At 45.2% G+C, this 17,928-nt stretch carries 17 protein-coding genes; 10 read left to right on the plus strand and 7 right to left on the minus strand.

What is annotated here, in order from left to right; all coding sequences use genetic code 11:
- Positions 1 to 38: 38 nt before the first annotated feature.
- Positions 39 to 1,172 carry a WG repeat-containing protein gene (locus NDI44_RS03150; protein ID WP_190412327.1) on the minus strand — a complete coding sequence of 378 codons (1,134 nt, stop codon included), beginning with the start codon at positions 1,170 to 1,172 and terminating at the stop codon, positions 39 to 41.
- 40 nt (positions 1,173 to 1,212) lie between these two features.
- Positions 1,213 to 2,379, minus strand: a complete 1,167-nt coding sequence (locus NDI44_RS03155; protein ID WP_190412328.1) for a tetratricopeptide repeat protein — start codon at positions 2,377 to 2,379, stop codon at positions 1,213 to 1,215.
- Between the two features lie 420 nt (positions 2,380 to 2,799).
- On the opposite strand from NDI44_RS03155, the gene NDI44_RS03160 reads away from it, so the two are divergent.
- From NDI44_RS03160 to NDI44_RS03190, 7 genes are all read left to right on the plus strand, one after another.
- Entirely contained in the window at positions 2,800 to 4,068 is a 1,269-nt protein-coding gene (locus tag NDI44_RS03160; protein ID WP_190412329.1) for a DUF1517 domain-containing protein, read from the plus strand.
- 204 nt (positions 4,069 to 4,272) lie between these two features.
- Positions 4,273 to 4,758, plus strand: a complete 486-nt coding sequence (gene ispF, locus NDI44_RS03165; protein ID WP_190412330.1) for a 2-C-methyl-D-erythritol 2,4-cyclodiphosphate synthase — start codon at positions 4,273 to 4,275, stop codon at positions 4,756 to 4,758.
- A 104-nt stretch (positions 4,759 to 4,862) separates the two neighbouring features.
- Entirely contained in the window at positions 4,863 to 5,357 is a 495-nt protein-coding gene (locus NDI44_RS03170) for a type I restriction enzyme HsdR N-terminal domain-containing protein (protein WP_190412331.1), read from the plus strand.
- Positions 5,358 to 5,552: 195 nt separating this feature from the next.
- Positions 5,553 to 7,352 (plus strand): ABC transporter substrate-binding protein, encoded by a 1,800-nt coding sequence (locus NDI44_RS03175; protein ID WP_190412332.1) that lies wholly within the window; start codon positions 5,553 to 5,555, stop codon positions 7,350 to 7,352.
- Positions 7,315 to 9,183, plus strand: coding sequence for an ABC transporter substrate-binding protein (locus NDI44_RS03180; RefSeq protein WP_190412333.1), 1,869 nt, complete (start codon positions 7,315 to 7,317; stop codon positions 9,181 to 9,183). Before NDI44_RS03175 ends, NDI44_RS03180 begins: the two co-directional genes overlap by 38 nt.
- Positions 9,184 to 9,241: 58 nt before the next feature.
- Positions 9,242 to 10,024, plus strand: a complete 783-nt coding sequence (gene larB, locus NDI44_RS03185; RefSeq protein ID WP_190412334.1) for a nickel pincer cofactor biosynthesis protein LarB — start codon at positions 9,242 to 9,244, stop codon at positions 10,022 to 10,024.
- A 101-nt stretch (positions 10,025 to 10,125) separates the two neighbouring features.
- Positions 10,126 to 10,344: a hypothetical protein gene (locus NDI44_RS03190; protein ID WP_190412335.1), complete on the plus strand. Its 219-nt coding sequence runs from the start codon at positions 10,126 to 10,128 to the stop codon at positions 10,342 to 10,344.
- Positions 10,345 to 10,481: 137 nt separating this feature from the next.
- Here NDI44_RS03190 and NDI44_RS03195 read toward each other — a convergent pair whose 3' ends face one another.
- Complete coding sequence (locus NDI44_RS03195; RefSeq protein WP_190412336.1) at positions 10,482 to 11,051, minus strand: HdeD family acid-resistance protein; 570 nt, start codon at positions 11,049 to 11,051, stop codon at positions 10,482 to 10,484.
- 249 nt (positions 11,052 to 11,300) lie between these two features.
- Between NDI44_RS03195 and NDI44_RS03200 the strand changes: the two genes are divergently transcribed.
- Both NDI44_RS03200 and NDI44_RS03205 read left to right on the plus strand, forming a co-directional pair.
- Positions 11,301 to 11,864, plus strand: a complete 564-nt coding sequence (locus tag NDI44_RS03200) for a Uma2 family endonuclease (RefSeq protein WP_190412337.1) — start codon at positions 11,301 to 11,303, stop codon at positions 11,862 to 11,864.
- A gap of 248 nt (positions 11,865 to 12,112) precedes the next feature.
- A complete protein-coding gene (locus NDI44_RS03205; protein WP_190412338.1) occupies positions 12,113 to 12,718 on the plus strand; it encodes an EcsC family protein in 606 nt (201 codons plus the stop codon).
- Between the two features lie 129 nt (positions 12,719 to 12,847).
- Here the strand turns inward: NDI44_RS03205 and NDI44_RS03210 are convergent, their stop codons facing one another.
- From NDI44_RS03210 to NDI44_RS03225, 4 genes are all read right to left on the minus strand, one after another.
- Positions 12,848 to 13,411: a Uma2 family endonuclease gene (locus NDI44_RS03210; RefSeq protein ID WP_190412339.1), complete on the minus strand. Its 564-nt coding sequence runs from the start codon at positions 13,409 to 13,411 to the stop codon at positions 12,848 to 12,850.
- A 92-nt stretch (positions 13,412 to 13,503) separates the two neighbouring features.
- Positions 13,504 to 14,046 carry a Uma2 family endonuclease gene (locus tag NDI44_RS03215; protein WP_190412340.1) on the minus strand — a complete coding sequence of 181 codons (543 nt, stop codon included), beginning with the start codon at positions 14,044 to 14,046 and terminating at the stop codon, positions 13,504 to 13,506.
- 166 nt (positions 14,047 to 14,212) lie between these two features.
- Positions 14,213 to 15,448, minus strand: a complete 1,236-nt coding sequence (locus tag NDI44_RS03220; protein ID WP_190412341.1) for an LL-diaminopimelate aminotransferase — start codon at positions 15,446 to 15,448, stop codon at positions 14,213 to 14,215.
- Positions 15,449 to 15,554: 106 nt separating this feature from the next.
- Positions 15,555 to 16,130, minus strand: coding sequence for a hypothetical protein (locus tag NDI44_RS03225; protein ID WP_190412342.1), 576 nt, complete (start codon positions 16,128 to 16,130; stop codon positions 15,555 to 15,557).
- Between the two features lie 481 nt (positions 16,131 to 16,611).
- Between NDI44_RS03225 and NDI44_RS03230 the strand changes: the two genes are divergently transcribed.
- Positions 16,612 to 17,928 carry a HEAT repeat domain-containing protein gene (locus NDI44_RS03230; RefSeq protein ID WP_339380640.1) on the plus strand — a complete coding sequence of 439 codons (1,317 nt, stop codon included), beginning with the start codon at positions 16,612 to 16,614 and terminating at the stop codon, positions 17,926 to 17,928.

The following is a 17,928-nucleotide window of genomic DNA, read 5'->3' on the forward strand; positions in this document are numbered from 1 at the left end:
CAATCACTCTTTAAGTCATTTATTCTGTCAAATGTGGCTTATTTTAAGGGCAGATTATTGACCACAAAACCCCATTTGCCGTCCTGATAAACAGCTGCCAGCCCTTCAGAAAACTTCGTCGCCACATCAAATTGAGGGGTAATCATAAACTTGCCAGTTTTATCAATAAAACCCCATTTACCACCCTGAGCAGCCGGTGCCAGCCCCTGAACAAATTGGTCTGTCTCTTCAAACTGCGGTGAAATAAGGATTTTCCCTGTTTTATCGATGTAACCCCATTTACCCGCCTGATTGATGGCTGCCAGTCCTTCAGAGAAATTTATCGCTTGGTCAAACTGAGGAGAGATAATCATCTTTCCTGCTTTATCAACATAGCCCCATTTTCCCTGTTTTTGGATAGCAGCTAATCCTTCAGAAAAAGGAGTACAGTCATTAAACTGGAGTGGGATAGCAACCTTACCTTTACTGTCAATATAGCCACATTTCTTGACTTGTCTGACGGCTGCTAAACCCTGAGAATATGCGACTGTCGCGTCAAATTTGGGTGGAACAATAAACTTGCCAGTTTTATTAATAAAGCCCCATTTCTTGCCCTGCTGAACCTCTGCCAATCCCTCAGAAAAAGGCATAGCGGGTAAAATCTGGGAATCAAACTGAGGAGGAATGATAAACTTGCCAGTTTTGTCAATGTAGCCAGTTTTGCCACCCTGCCGGACGGCTGCCAGCCCTTCGGAAAATCCACTACAACGCTCAAACTGTAACGGGATGGCAACTTTACCTGTTTTACTGAGATAGCCACATTTGCCAGTAAAACCGCCCAGTTGCACATCTACCAGTCCCTGAGAAAACGAGCCAACAATATCAGGTGCTTCCTCTCCTTCGCCATTGTCAGGTCCAACCCTAAATTTGAGAGGAATGATGAACTTACCAGTTTTGTCGATAAAGCCTTTTTTGCCCTCTTTTTCAACCTTAGCCAGCCCATCAGAAAATGGGTAGACATCATCAAACTGAGGAGCGATCGCCAGATTCAGAGTTGCTTTGGTTGCAAACATCTGCTCATCTGTTACATCGGCGGAAGCTTCTTGAGCTTGAGGATAGAGACTTATGGACAGGAGCAAGAATCCACTAAATAGGACAGTTCCACTTAAGGGATGTATAGATGTTTTGTTCACAAGCAAAATCTCTCAACGTTGCAGATGATGGATTGAAGAATCATCGTTGTTTTTTACCTTGAGTAGATGCTAATTGTTTCTCTGCCTGTTGCAGACTCTGGCGCGCATCTGCATCATTTGGATTGAATTTTAGGGCTTGTTTAAAAGCTACGATCGCTTCGGGTAACTTTTTCTGTTTCATCAAAGCTATCCCCAAAAGGTAATAGATGTCACCATTTTTATCTTTCTTTTTAGATTTCCATTCAATCCCTTTACGGTAAGTAGCAACTGCCTCATCTAATTTGTTTTGTTTAACTAGAACCTGTCCCAACCCTTGATAAGCATCTGTAAAGGAAGGATAGAGTTCAATCGCTTTGCGGTAAGCCGCGCTCGCCTCATCTAATCGGTTTTGCTCAGCCAGTATCCACCCCAGCCCTTCGTAAGGTGGATGGTAATTAGGTACAACCTGAATAGACTTTTGGTAGGCAGCAATCGCTTCTTCTGGTTTTTTCTGTATAGCCAAAGCATCCCCTAAGCGCAGGTATGTCAGGTTAGCCTTTGGGTCTAACTCAATCGATTGGCGATAAGCTGCTACTGCCTCATTTGTTTTTTCTTGTGCCAGCAAGGAGTTACCTAAGTGGTAGTATGCATCGTCATTCTTCGGTTCTAGTTCAAGCGTTTTGCGAAAACTTGCCTCTGCTGCGACCCATTGACGTTCGTAAGTGAGAGCAAGCCCCAACCATAGATGGTTCTTAGCTTTTGTAGGTTGCTGTTCGGTGGCTTTGCGACAAGGTGCGATCGCTTTTGCACTTTCTCCTTGTTCCACTAACGCAAAACACAGACCAAAGTGGGCATCAACCAACGTTGGGTCAAGTTGTAGAGCTTTGTTATAAGCTAATACAGCTTCGCTGAGCATCTTCGGTTTGGTGAATAGCCACTCCCATGCCAAAGATTGTTGTTGTAACTGGCTAGCAATCCGAATGCCTTTACCTGAACTTTCCCAGAATGTCATGTAGGCATTGCCAAGGTTAAGAAAGGCTTGAGGATCTGTAGGCATCGCTTGAGTCTTTTGGCGATAGGCAGCAATCTTTTTTTGATCTGCTTGCACCTGCCTCAAGGTCTGGTAGTCTCTGAGAAAAAACCAGCCGTAGTAAGCTCCTACCGCTAGACCCAAACCAAGAATAGAGAAAATAAAAATTTTCCGAGGTTGCTTGATTTTAAAAATCATAATTATTTTTTAATATTTACTGACTCTAATCCGACTATCAGGAAAAGTTCAGGAATTGGTAAGATAATAGGTGAAAATTATTTTTGATGTATAGATTTAATAAATTATTAAGTATTCTTTGATTTCAATGAACTAAACTAAAAAATAATTTATTTTTCCTAAGCGTGAGCTTTTTCTCGACTCAGTGAAAATTTTGCCAGAGGGTTTTATTCACATAAAAAGCTCCGCTTGATTGTAAGTGTCCACTCACCCATAATTCCGATATCTAGCCATTAATCCAGCATTCCGAACCTAAATTAATTCTAAAATCTTCTTTTAATGAATTAATGTGAAGATATCCGTAGATTGACTGCAACCTTATCACCTCGACAATAGCGGCAAGGAAAAGCTAGCGTGGAGGAGAAGAATGGAACTGCGAAAATGCTACGAAACGTAAAACTTCAGTTGCTTTGGGCTACAGTCCTGAGTTTCACGGTAGTCAACAGTGTGAATATTCATCTGCCCATTGGCAATCAAGAAACCGGGCTGAAGATTGGTAATGAAGCCGAGGCTAGAAGTAGTGGTGGACGAAGCGGTGGCGGCTCTTTTCGCTCTTCACCGTCACGTTCTAGTTCCAGCCCCAGTCGCTCCAGTAGCGGTAGTAGCTCCTCTCCCAGATACTCAACACCGTCGCAGCCCAGTAGGGGCAATACAGGTGGAAGAGCAGGCGGCGGCTCTTTTCAAAGAACCACTCCCCCGCCGTCCTCAGTGAGAACTCAACCGACGCGCCCGAACTCGTCTTGGAATGAACCTTACTATAGACAACCGGGAAGCACTGTCATCGTGCCGGTTCCTGTTGCACCGCCGCCCGTCTATACCTATCCCAACAGCGTTCCGCCGAATTATTATCCCAATAACGTTCCGGCGAATCAATCAACCTACCCTCAAACTGCGCCGGGAACTGCAAATTCTGTTCCTGCTCAAGTACCAACCAATTCTGGCTATTCTTCTACCGCTAGTAACTCATCGAGTGACTTTCCTTGGCTTTTCTTATTGATGTTGTTGGCAGTTGGGAGTATTGGGCTTTGGGCTTATTTTATCTTTTTGAAGAAGAAGGGTGGGAGTGCGGCTCAAGAACTAGAGAATGATACGGTTACGGTCAGCAAGATACAGGTGGCATTGCTGGCTCAAGCTCGAAGCATTCAATCTCAGCTGACGGAACTGAGCCTGAATATCGATACCGATACTTCCGAGGGGTTGATGCAGCTGCTACAAGAATCAGCTTTAGCGTTATTGCGATCGCCCGAAAATTGGACTCATGTTCTAGCGAGTTCGCAGACGGTGAAAAGTCGAGAGGACGCCGAGGCAATTTTCAACCAAGTTTCTATACAAGAACGCAGCAAATTTAGTGCGGAAACCCTTACAAATGTGGGTGGTAGAGTCAGACAACAAAAACCCGCGATGCCTGCCTTGGATGATGGCCCAGCAGCTTATATTGTGGTCACGTTGCTCGTCGGAACAGCGGATGACAAGCCGTTATTTGAAGAAATTCGCACCGCTGAAGCTTTGAAGTCAGCTTTAGAGAAAGTAGCGTCCATCTCCCCTGACTACCTGATGGTGTTTGAACTGCTATGGAGTCCCCAAGCGGAAACCGATAGCCTTACCTACGATGAGCTATTAACTGAATACACGGATATGGCGCAGATATAGCCGCAGCGTTTAGTCCTACCGCTTGCAAAAGTCCTTCGATGCCCTCAGACTGTAAGTTTGGGGCTATACAAACAAAGCCTGCCGACCCAGGCTTCAAGCCGAAATAATTTTATAGTCTCGCGTTGCGCGGACTTCGTTTGTGTAGCTGCGGCTTCGAGTCGCCAAGCCAAGTATTTTTGCTGAAATTTTGCTGAAAACGGATAAATGGCTAAGATTCGCATCGGAAACGGTTACGATATTCACCGCTTAGTTACTGGGCGTCCTTTAATTCTGGGAGGAGTGAAGATTGAGCATGAATTAGGATTGCTGGGGCACAGCGATGCCGATGTGCTGACGCACGCAATTATGGATGCGATGCTCGGTGCCCTGAGTTTAGGCGATATTGGTCATTATTTTCCCCCGACAGATCCCCAGTGGGCGGGGGCTGATAGTCTGGAACTGCTCAAGCAGGTGCATCAGCTAATTCGGGAACGAGGTTGGCAAATTGAGAATATTGACTCAGTGGTGGTGGCGGAACGTCCGAAACTCAAGCCCCATATTGAGAAGATGCGCGATCGCTTATCCGATGTCCTAGAATTAAAACCCGACCAAGTAGGCATCAAAGCCACTACGAATGAAAAATTAGACTCAGTTGGGCGCGAAGAGGGAATCGCCGCTTATGCTGTAGCCTTACTGGTAGCTTCCGATTAACTTGGCTCAAACCTATCGAGTCAAAAGGTTGAAAATGTCTAGGATAGGAATGAACGAGAGGCGGATAAGACAGAGACTCTCAACGCGCTGGGAGCATTAAGGCAATGGAAGCTGGAAGATTTGAACTTACTCAGGCTAACAATCACCCTGATATTATCGCCTGCAACCGTGAGGGGCAAACGGTTCTAGTAGTTGAAGTCAAAGCTACTCAACTCAAAGATAGTAAAGCCAAACAATGGGCGATCGAGAAACTAAAATCCTACCTGCAAGCGGCGAACACGAAAATTCCCTTTGCCATGCTGGCTGACCTTAAAAACATTGAGATTTTTCAATGGGACGGGGCTAATTTATCGGAATCCGTTAGCGTACTTAAGACTGTTACAGTGCTTAATCATTACGACCCCGAATTTAGCAGCAAACGGATTTTTTGGAACTATTTGAAGACATTAATTGAGGCTTGGCTGCGCGACTTAGCCTATCACTGGAAGTTGGAAAACCCGCCAGCATCAGAAGAATTGGCAGGCATTGGTTTGTTGCAAGTGCTGGAAGATGGAGATACTTACGCTGAAAGAGACTCTGAAGGTGGCGCTTCTTGGTGATACTTTACGTTTAGACTAATTTCTTACAGATAGGAAAGTGTTCCTCAGCGCCAATGTTAAAGAATTTAATACACCGGAAGTTCAAGCGGCTTTGCATGATGCTAGCGTGGTCTAAGTATTTAACCCGCACACAAGATTTCCTCGGTTGGTTAGCGTCTCAGTAAGTTTTAATTAATACTCGTACAGACAATCATTATGAAATTATCTGCTACTATTCCCCCAATTTTGCATCGTTTGTTAGCTGTCATGCTGGCGATGATAAGCGCGATCGCGCTCCATAGCTGTAGCCTGAATCAATTGAATACAAAAGCCGCTCAGGTGCCGCAGTTGGTGGACAGTATTCTGCAAGATCCCAAAACTTTTAACTATGTTCTGAGTCAAGAATCACCCAACGTTTTTAGCTTAATTTACGAAGGGTTAATTACTGAAAACGGCAATGGTGAACTTGAACCCGCCTTAGCTGAATCTTGGGAAGTCGCCCCAGACAAAAAGCGAATTGTTTTTACCATGCGGGAGGGCTTGAAATGGTCTGATGGTCAACCACTGACCGTTGATGATGTCATCTTTACTTACAATGAACTCTATTTCAACGAAAAGATTCCTACTGATATTAGAGACATTCTAAAGATTGGCAAAGATCGCCTGCTGCCCACTGTCCGTAAACTTGATGAACGACGGGTTGAATTTACAGTTCCAGAACCTTTCGCCCCGTTTTTGCGCTACACCGGACTTGCAATTTTACCTGCTCATGCGCTGCGAGAATCCATTGTCACTACAGATTCAGATGGAAAACCCAAGTTTCTGTCTAGCTGGGGAATCGACACCGATCCCAAAAAAATTATTGTCAATGGAATGTATCAGCTAGAAAACTATCAAACTAGCGAGCGGGTGACATTTCGACGAAATCCCTATTACTGGCGCAAGGATACTCAGGGTAATCAACAGCCATACATCGATCGTATTGTCTGGCAAATTGTCGAAAATACCGACACATCTTTTATCCAATATCGTTCTGGCGGTTTAGATACTCTAGGGATCGCGCCAGAATATTATTCTCTCCTTAAGCAAGAAGAAAACCGGGGAAAATTTAAAATTTACACGGGTGGCCCCGAACTCAGTACGACTTTTTTGGTTTTCAATTTAAATAAAGCCAAAAATTCTCAAAATCAGCCTCTCGTAGACCCCATTAAGTCTCGCTGGTTCAATCAGCTTGAGTTCCGCCAAGCGGTTGCTCACGCCATCGACCGTCAGAAAATGCTGAACAATCTCTATCGAGGGCTGGGAGAACCACAAAACTCACCGATTTATAAGCAAAGTCCTTACTATTTATCCCCAGAGCAAGGTCTCAAAGTCTACGACTATAATCCAGAAAAGGCGAAAGAATTGCTGCGAAAAGCTGGATTTAAATATAACCCACAGGGTCAACTTTTCGATGCAGATGGCAATCGAGTTCGTTTTAGTATGCTGACCAATTCAGGGAATAAGCTGCGGGAGGCTATCGGTGCTCAGATTAAAGAAGACCTTGGCGCAGTTGGGATTCAGGTAGACTTTAATGCGATTAACTTCAATACGTTGATTGAAAAAGTTTATACCCAACGGAAATGGGATAGCTATATTGGCAAAATTGGCGGTGGCGGCATTGAGCCAAATGGTGGGGCAAACACTTGGACAACTAAAGGGGGTTTACACACTTTTAACCTAGGACCGCAAGCTGGAGAACCTCCGCTGAAGGGTTGGGAGGTTGATGACTGGGAATTGGCAATCGAAAACCTTTACATTAAAGGTGCCAGCGAACTTGATGAAAGTAAGCGGCGAGAAATATATGTCGAAAGCCAACGCATTACCCAGGAAAATTTACCCTTTATTTATCTGGTAAATCCGCTTTCAATGGAGGCAGTGCGCGATCGCGTTCAGGGCGTTAAATTCTCTGCCCTTGGTGGAGCCTTCTGGAATCTTTATGAACTCAAAGTCGCAGAAAACAAAAACATTCCGTAAACAAGGCAAAAAACAATTGGGCGCAGGGAAAAGAAAGATTAATTTCCTGCTTCCTCTTTTTCTATCTTTTTGCTTTTTGCTTTTTCCTTTTGCTTTATTTGGCTGTCACCCAACTTTACTCAAAACTCAGGCAACTGAGAAAGTATCCCAGTTGGTGACAGCCACATTAAGCGATCCCAAAACTTTTAATTGGGTACTTAATCAAGAATTTCCCCATGTTTTTCTATTCACTTACGAAGGATTAACGTCTGAAAATAGCGTTACGGGTGAAATTGAGCCTGCATTAGCTGAATCTTGGGAAATATCAGAGGATAAACGGCGAATCGTTTTTACCCTCCGAGAAGGATTGAAATGGTCGGATGGTCAGCCACTGACAGCGGATGATGTTGTCTTCACGTATGAAGATGTGGTTCTTAATAAAGAGATTCTTACCGATGCCAGAGATAGCCTAAAAATTGGCACATCTGGTGCTTTTCCGCAAGTCAGAAAGCTAGATGCACGGCGGGTTGAATTTATTCTGCCAGAACCGTTTGCTCCTTTTTTGCGAACTACAACTGGCTCAAAAAACGATGCGATCGTGATTTTGCCAAAACACGCCCTTGAGGACGCGGTAAAGTCGAAAAACTCAGAGGGAAAACCCAGGTTGATGTCTATCTGGGGAGTGGATACCAATCCAGCGGAAATAATTGTTAATGGCCCTTATAAAATAGAAAGTTACACCACTAGCGAACGGGTCGTATTTCGGCGTAACCCGTATTACTGGCGACGAGATGTACAAGGCAATCAGTTGCCTTACATCGATCGGATCGTGTGGCAAATTACGGAAAATATGGATACTCAGCTGCTTCAGTTCCGCTCTAATGGTTTAGATACGACTGACGGGTGGGGGCGATTGCGTCCAGAAGATTTTCCACTTTTAAAGCAAGAAGAAAAGCGCGGAAAATTTACAGTTTATACAGGTGGACCGCGATCGGGCACGACTTTTATTTCTTTTAATCTAAATAAAGGACGCCGGAACGGACGCCCTTTGATCGATCCAGTTAAATCTCGCTGGTTCAATAATCTATCATTCAGACAAGCGGTTGCTTATGCCATCGATCGGCAAGCGATGATTAACAACACTTTGCGCGGTCTGGGTGAAATGCAAAATTCACCAATTTCTGTACAAAGCTCTTACTATATAACTTCGGCAGAAGGTCTGAAAGTATACGAATATAATCCCGAAAAATCTAAGAAATTACTATTAAGCGCAGGGTTTAAATATAATAATCAAGGTCAGTTGTTAGACGCTGATGGAAATCGGGTGCAGTTTACATTAATAACGAATGCTGAAAATCAAACCCGCGTGTCACTGGGAGCGCAAATTAAGCAAAGTTTGAGCCAAATTGGCATTCAAGTAGATTTTACCCCAATTGCCTTCAACACGCTTGTAGATAAACTCGCAAACACTTTAGATTGGGAATGTTATTTGCTCGGCTTTACCGGGGGCATTGAACCCCATAATGGTGCGAATGTCTGGTTGCCAGATGGCGGATTACACAGCTTCAATCAGGATGCCGTATCGGGGTCAAAGCCGATTCAGGGTCGAGAGGTGGCTGCTTGGGAGGCGGAAATTGGGCGTCTGTACATTAAAGCTGCCCAAGAATTAGATGAGGTCAAGCGCAAAGAAATCTATGCCCAAACTCAACGGATTACGCAGGAATATTTGCCGATGATTTATCTAGTCAACCCGCTGTCAATGTCAGCCGTGCGCGATCGCGTTACCGGCATCAAATACTCTTCTCTTGGCGGTGCCCTCTGGAATGTTTATGAGCTGGAAGTAACCGATTAACGGCAAAATTTACATCGCCAATTCTTGTTTTTGCATTTTCTATCCTTAATTTAAAGTCGTGACTCAACCTGAAGCTTTGCAATCCTTATTAGCAGCGGTTGCCGCTGGTGACGTTAGCCCAGAAGCGGCGTTAGAAAAACTCAAGCATTTTGCCTTTGAACCCGTGGGCGATTTTGCCAAAATTGACCATCACCGCACCTTGCGAACGGGTTTTCCAGAGGTGATTTGGGGACCCGGAAAAACACCCGAACAGATTGCGGGGATTATGGAGGCGATGCGATCGCGCAACCCTGTCGTCATGGCAACGCGGATTGAACCGGCAGTCTATGCCCAGTTGCAGGAAAAAGTGGCAGGTCTCCAATATTACGCTTCGGCGCGAATCTGTGCCATTTCTCCTGCCACCCTAGAACCCCAGTATTCGGGCACCATTGCCATCCTCTGTGCCGGTACTGCCGATTTATCCGTCGCTGAGGAAGCAGCGGTTACAGCAGAACTTTGTGGCTTCCAGGTGAAGCGCCTCTGGGATGTCGGAGTCGCGGGTATCCACCGCCTGTTAAGTAACCGTCACGTCATTGAATCGGCGAATGTGCTAATCGTCGTTGCCGGGATGGAAGGTGCTTTACCCAGCGTCGTCGCTGGTTTGGCTGATTGTCCCGTGATTGCAGTTCCCACCAGTGTCGGCTATGGTGCGAGTTTCGGCGGACTTGCGCCACTCCTGACAATGCTAAACTCTTGTGCAGCAGGGGTGGGCGTAGTGAATATTGATAATGGCTTCGGTGCGGCTATCTTAGCTGGACAAATTTTGAGAACGGCGCACAAACTGAAATCATCTGAGCAGTAGAGTGGTACTGCCCGCTCATGCTATGCGGGCGAGCAAATCACTTATATGCTGTTTAATGATGGAGAGATTTTGATGATATTTTTACCCATCAGAGAAACCCGATGCCTACCTCCAAGACAGAATCAAAGCAACTTCTAGAACGCTTAATTTTTGAAGATGAACGTCCTAAAGACTGGGTACAAGATGTTTGGGGATTGAGTCCCACTTTGGGAGAAAGTGCTGCAAAATTGTTAGAAGTTTTTGAAGCGTTGATTGAGTGCTGTCCTGAAGAGAAGTTAGAAAATTTATTGCAAACTTTATATCAGGACTCGCTTCAGTAATCATTTCAACTAAGAACGCGATCGCACTTTTTTTGAGGTAGAAGCGATCGCATCCTCATGACGATTGCTTCTAGGGAACTTGCGGGCAATTTGCTTAAGAGATTACCCGCCTTACACCAGACCACAGCGCTTGAAACTTAAGCAGCTTGGTTAGATTCATTCAAGGCAGAACGCTTATTCAGCGATAGCATCACGCGCGAAACTCCTGTAAACAGAACGCTGACACCTACTAGCGTTCCAATCAACCAAGGGGCATTGAAGGGCCACTGGAACCAAATCATTGCGCCCAACACTAGCGTAATGATGCCGTCTGTCAATACCCATGTCCAATTCTGTTGCGGACGCACCCGGAATGCCAGGATCAGGTTGAATACACCTTCTGTCAGCAAAAAGCTACCTAGCAACAGAGTCAGCGTCAAGACACCTGTTAAGGGGTAGAAAAATAGCATCACGCCTGTGGCAATGTAGAGGGCGCTCAACAGGAGTTTCCAAATGAAACCGCCTTGCTCGCGAGTTTGAAAGGCATAGACCGCCTTGGTCGCTCCCGCGCTAGCTAGGATCAAAGCAATCCAAGTCTCAGCGACAATTGTCGAGACATTCGGTACAGCGATCGCAACTATCCCCAGAATAATCAAAAGAGCGCCCGTCAAGAGCGATCCATTAATACCTTTGTTCTTGTTGATGTCAGTAGAAACGTCGGTTGTCATACAAATTTTTTTTCTATGCACGAGTGGGCTATATCTTCAGGCTAAGAAATTTCTCATGAACTGGATAGAACCTTAAGGTAGACCACCCCGCCACACCAAGCTCTACCCCCTGATATAGTTTGCGATCGCATTTTTCCATGAATTTGTGGGAGCGATCGCTTATTCTGGCTCCTCTGGTACTTTAGACTTGATGGGAAACCTAGAATAAAAGGTAAAGCTTGTCTGATTCTGCTCTTGGAGGCTGCCGCAATGGTACAAATACCCTCTAAATCCCTCACCTTAGAAGAGTTTTTGAAACTCCCAGAGACCAAGCCTGCCAAAGAGTATATCAATGGTGAGGTGATTCAGAAACCAATGCCTAAAACTCGCCACTCCAGGGTTCAGGGAAAGTTAACGGGTACAATCAATGACGTTGTTGAGGAACAGCGGATTGCCTATGCTTTTCCGGAACTACGGTGTACATTTGGAGGACGGTCAGTTGTTCCTGATATTGCCGTTCTTCGCTGGAACCGAATTGAATTTGATGATGACGGCGAACCTGTAGATGATGTATTAATTGCTCCAGATTGGACGATTGAGATTTTATCTCCAGAACAAAGTTCAAATCGAGTAACGGGTAATATTTTGCACTGTCTCAAGCATGGTTCCCGGCTTGGATGGCTAATCGATCCGAGCGATCGCTCTGTACTAATTTTCCTACCTAACCAACAACCAGAATTATGTCAAGGAAGCGATCGCTTAGCTGTTTTAGACGGCATTGACCTGGAATTGACCGCAGAGCAAATTTTTGACTGGTTAAGAATGAGAAGTTAAACGGTTAGGTTTGTCGTGCGGAAGCGCTCGCACTTATCGAATTTGCCGCTAACTCCATTCAAGACTCACTGCATAACATCGGTATCCACTTGAATATTGTGAGAGTCCGCTGTTTGCCTTCCTTTTCTATGAATTATGAATGTTGACCAGTTATCAAGAAATCAACCTCGGTAATATTACGGTGGTCTAAGAGTTTACATTTAAAATACACTATGTGCAACAAGAATTAACTCAAAAATAAAAATAGTATGAATTCAGAAATAGAGCAGCTCCTGCAATGGATTGCCAATATTGGAATTAAAGGCTTCGGTTTTCTTCCTTCCGCAGAACAAGTAGCACAAAATCACTTAGCAAAAGCTAGTAGTGTAGAAGATGCAATTAACTCTGTAATTGCATGGCGTACTACTTCTGCTGCTGGAACAGGATTTATAACTGGCTTAGGAGGAATTGCTACATTACCATTAAGTATCCCAGCTAGTTTAGCGATATCTTATGCATTAGGAGCAAATACTGCTGCTGCAATTGCAAAACTTCGTGGGTACGATATCAACTCGGATCAAGTAAGGACTATGGTACTGCTATCTTTGATTGGGGAAGCTGGAGAAGAAGTTCTACGTACAGCAGGTATCGCGATAGGAACTAAAGTTGCTAAAAATATAATTAATCAGATTCCTGGAAAAGTTCTAATTGAAATTAACAAAAAAGTTGGATTCCGGTTAATTACAAAAGCTGGAGAGAAGGGAGTGATTAACCTTATGAAATTCGTACCTATAATTGGCGGAATTGTCGGAGCTACTTTTGACGCGGGATTTGTTAATGCTTGTGGGCAAAGTGCCAAGAGAGTATTTTGCTAACATTGGACAGATAACGAGCACGCTTGGGGCTAAATTATTCTGTAATTCCCTTCATTGCCCCTTCTACATTTTCCAACTGTGAAATTTTGAAATACGGCAGTAGTCTATAGAATAGACTCCCATAATCAGTTATTCTAACAGCCAGCCAAATATTTCGCCTACCGTCAAGCGGAGTTCGCTAGCAAATGAAGGGACGGGAAGTTGCTGTTCTGGCTCGTCAAACACCTCTAGTTCTTGCTTGGGTTGATAAACAAATATAGTTTGTTCGTTTGGGTCAATTAGCCAACCCATTTGTGTTTCATATCTGAGAGAATGCAGGATTTTTTTTGTGACTTTCGTAGCACTTTGGTCTGGAGATAAGATTTCAATTATCCAATCAGGAGCTACTTGAAATACATTTGCTACACCGCCATTTTCCTTGCGGGGAATTCTCTCCCAGGTAAATACTGCTACATCTGGTACGATTGACCGTCCACCAAACGTACACCGCAGTTCTGGAAATGCTCGTGCAAGTTTTTGGGGCTTAACAACAGCATTAACAGCAATAATTAGTTCACCTTGGAGCGTACTATGTTCTCCCTGCGGCATTGGCTTTTGAATAATCTGACTATCAACGTACTCGCTGGCGGGTTCAGTTTCTGGTAGAGCCAAAAACTCTTCTAAAGTAAGAGGTTTAGCGGGTGTTTGTACCATTTGAGGTTACTCCCATTTATGCTGAATGCAAATATAGCTACGCAGGGTGAGCCTTACCTACCAAAACCATTGAGACTGATCGTTACCTATCCTCAACTTACCCGCCGTAACCAGCCAAATACGTGCTCAACTGTCAATTCTAATGGGATATCTTGGGGGACAGGCAAGCGATCGCTATCTCTGAGCAATGCCATCCGAGTATCTGACCACAGCACAATAATCACTCGTTCTGTCGGATCGATCAGCCACCCTAATTGAGTTCCTTCTTGCAGGCAAGTTTGAATTTTAGCAATCAATTTAGTGGTGCTTTGATCGGGTGAGAGAATCTCAATCATCCAATCAGGGGCACCTTCAACAGCGATATTCTCAGAAGGGACTCGGTCTTGGTGAATAACGGTAATATCAGGAACAACAGAATTACTACTTAAGATGCAGCGTAGCTCTGGAAAAGCTTCATAGGGTGAATCCGCTTGGTCAATTGCAGCCGTCAGCCGTTTCTGCAAGATGCTGTGGAAAGCTGTGGGCATAGATTTTTGATTGATTTGTCCGTCCATTAACTCCCAAGCTGGCGACTCCTCAATATTCGGCAGCTTCAGGAAGTCTTGCAGTGTGAGCCGTTGGGTAGTGGTAGCCATCAAGATTCGTAAGATTGCTTGTTACTTAGCGGTTAAAGCTAGGGTTGCGATAGGTATTGCCCACCGCAACCTTTGAGACTTATAGATTGAGTTTAACCAAGGCAGCAAGAACTGATGCTCAAAAGCGATCGCGTAACTTATGCCCCACAAGCGCGGCTTCTCTTGCCTACACTTTAAATTTCTCGGTAATCCGTTTCATCGCCTCATTCACATTTTCCCGGCTATTAAATGCCGATATGCGGAAGTATCCCTCACCCGCAGCACCGAAACCAGAACCAGGAGTTCCGACAACATTGCAGGTTTGCAGCAACTTATCGAAGAAATCCCAACTAGATAAACCATTTGGCGTTTTCACCCAGACGTAAGGTGCATTAACGCCGCCATACACCGCTAATCCAGCCGCTGTCAGTTGTTCGCGGATAATTTTGGCGTTTTCCATGTAGAAGCTAACTAGAGCCTTAGTTTGCGCTTGTCCTTCCTCAGAATAAACCGCCTCTGCACCGCGTTGCACGATGTAGGACACGCCATTAAACTTGGTAGACTGGCGGCGGTTCCACAGCTTCCACAGTTCCACATCGGAACCATCGGCGGCTTTGGCTTTAAGCGTTTTCGGCACAACCGTCAACGCACAGCGGGTTCCGGTAAAGCCTGCATTTTTGGAAAACGAGCGAAACTCGATCGCACAATCTCTTGCACCTTCAATTTCGTAAATTGAATGGGGAAGCTCTGGATCGGTTATAAATGCTTCGTAAGCCGCATCGAAGAAAATGATCGAGCCATGAGCTTTCGCATAGTTCACCCATGCTTTCAGGTGTTCCTTGGTGGCGGTTGCTCCCGTAGGATTATTGGGGAAGCAGAGATAAATTAAGTCAACTTTCTGCGAAGGAATCTCAGCGGTGAAGTTGTTCTCTGCGGTGATGGGTATATACACCAAGCCGCCAAACTCGCCTTTATCGTTAGCAGCGCCAGTGTGTCCCGCCATTACGTTGGTGTCTACATAGACTGGATAAACCGGATCGGTGACAGCGATCGCGTTATTGTCGCCAAAGATATCGAGAATATTACCCGTGTCGCACTTAGAACCGTCGGAAATGAAGATTTCCGAAGCATCAACGTCACATCCCCGCGCCTGGAAGTCATGCGCCGCAATTTTCTCCCGCAACCAAGCATAACCCTGTTCTGGGCCATAGCCTTTGAAGGAACCGCGATCGCCCATATCTTCAACGGCTTTAATCATCGCCGTGCGACACGCTTCCGGTAGGGGTTCGGTGACATCGCCAATCCCCAGCCGTATAATTTTTGCGTCAGGATTAGCCTCTGCAAAGGCATTTACCCGTCGTGCAATTTCGGGAAACAGGTAGCCAGCTTTGAGTTTGAGGTAGTTATCGTTAATCGTTGCCATGTTGAATCGCCACGAACGCCGTAAAATAGCTTACTGCCAATCGTCGCGTTACGATTCCACGGTTAATCCTGTTAAGTGAACAAAGATTATAGATTGGGTCAGTGCCCTAGCGTGACTCCCCAACTACAGACAGCCAACTAGGATAAGCAAAAGAATCCTTAGCTTGTAACTTTGGACCTGGGTAAGTTTTGAACACCTGGCTGGCTACCGCTTGAAGATTATCCATCAACTTGTTATCTTCGCCTGTAGCTTCAAAAGCCAGACTCCACGAATCCTTGCCATTAATCTTTAGTTGAGTGAGTTCAACAGCACAGTCTTGGTAAACACGCTGCGATCGCTCCTTTTTCACACTCATCCACGACTCTTTTCCCGCCACCTCTGCGGGAATAAAGCATTTTGAGGTGGGATCTTCACACGTCCACTTCGCCCATTTCTCTGCTTTCCCCTGCACCAAATCCCCAAAACGCAGCACTTCTAATTCGGCTTGACGCCACTTGATTTCCAGCTTTCCTTGCCGCAGTTTGATACCCAGGTAATCACAGTTAGGTAAGTATAAATACCAGTCTTCTCTGTTTTCTGGTGACTTTATCTGTCCACCGAGACTATCTTGATTGAACCACCGTTCAATCTCTGTGGGGATTTCGCCGCGCTCAAACCAGCGCATTTCCATCGTGATTAGCATCAGCTTGTCTTATCCAAAACGTTTAGTTGCCTACTTTGAGGCTCTGCGAACAAGAAGAAATTTATTGCCATATTGATTGTAGGGAGCGGCAACAATTTCATAAAACTATAGCAATTTTAAATAGTTCCTAAAGGCGAGATCCCTGACTTCTTGGAGAAGTCGCGGATCTGAACCGCTGGGATCTCAAAAATCAAATAGGACTGCTATAGAGATGAAAGCTGTAATTTTTTTGAAATTATAGAATAATTTAAGAATGAACTTAATGCATTAAATCAATGCTTGCTTTACATTTTAATCCAAGGTAAGAGTTGATTGAGAAAGGTTTCTATTATTCAAAATAAAGCAAGCACAGCCTCTATACTGATTTATCGGCAAATCTAGGATCGCCACCTAGACTCTAGGTAAACTGGCTAAGGCAGGAAACAAGGTTAGTTAGTGTGGGTCAAGGGCGTCGGGTTAAAATTGAGTAAAAGTGATTTAAATGATGTTATTAAGTGTTTTAGAGCAGGCTACTATTGCGGCACAGCAAAAAAACTGGTCATTATTAAACCAATGCTTGCAGCAACTGCCACTTAACAAAGCAGAGGGAAGGCAGGGAGAGTCGTTAACAGGAGAAGATTCTAACTCGCTTTACTTAGAGCAATTATTGAACCTGGCTTTAGATGTACTTGATGCAGGGGATTTTCAGGAACGGTGGGAAGTGGCGAAGGTGTTACCCAAATTAGGGGAAGGCGCGATCGCTCCTTTGATTTCCATTCTGAAAGACGAAGACGCCGACTTGGAGGAGCGCTGGTTTGCTGGTCGCATTCTGGGAGAATTTGACAATCCTGCCGTCATCACCGCCTTAGTAGAGCTGCTGAGAACATCTGAGGATGAAGAACTTACAGTGGCAGCAGCGGCTGCTTTAGCGCATATCGGCTCTCCGGCTGTGGAGGCTTTGACCGAACTATTAGCAGAGTCAGAGACACGACTGTTAGCCGTGCGATCGCTTGCTCAGATCCGCCGTTCCGAAACGATTGCGCCTCTCCTGAACGTGGTTCAAGATCCCCAATCTGCGATTCGAGCCGCTGCGATTGAAGCACTGGGTAGCTTTCACGACAGCCGGATTCCACCAGTATTGATGGATGCTTTGCAAGATCCCGCCGCGCAAGTGAGAAAAGAAGCGGTAATTGGCTTGGGGATGCGCTCCGATTTACTAGAACAATTGAATCTAGTAACTCAGCTACAACCCCTGCTATTTGACTTTAATTTGGAAGTTTGTCAGCAGAGTGCGATCGCATTAGGACGACTGGGAACAGATGAAGCCGCGGCTGCCTTGTTTCAGGTACTCTCATCCCCGAATACGCCGCTTACCTTGCAAGTAGACATCGTGCGATCGCTCCCCCAAACAGCAGCCGCCTTGGAGTATTTGCAACAAGCCCTTTCTGTTGAGTCTCCGGTGCTATGGCAGGAAATTGTCACCGTTTTAGGGCGAGTGGATTCTCCAAAATTAGTCCCCACCGCCGCTAAAATCCTGGTGACAGCACTTGAATCAGAAAGCTCAACTGCTCAAAATTCCAAGGTTAAACAAGCGGTGGCAATGGCATGGGGACAGCTAGGAGATGCCATTGCGATCAACCAGTTAATTGAACTGTTAGCAGATCCCGATGCGGGGGTAAAACTGCACGCGATCGCTGCTCTCAAAAAATTTCCCATTGCTTACCAGCAATTACAGCAACTCGCTACCACCGAAAATCTCACCCCAGAATTAAAACAAGGAATCGCGATCGCTTTAAAAGAATGGACAGTGAATAGTTAA

The organism is Trichocoleus sp. DQ-A3, assembly GCF_039961975.1.
Lineage (GTDB): Bacteria > Cyanobacteriota > Cyanobacteriia > Cyanobacteriales > FACHB-T130 > FACHB-T130.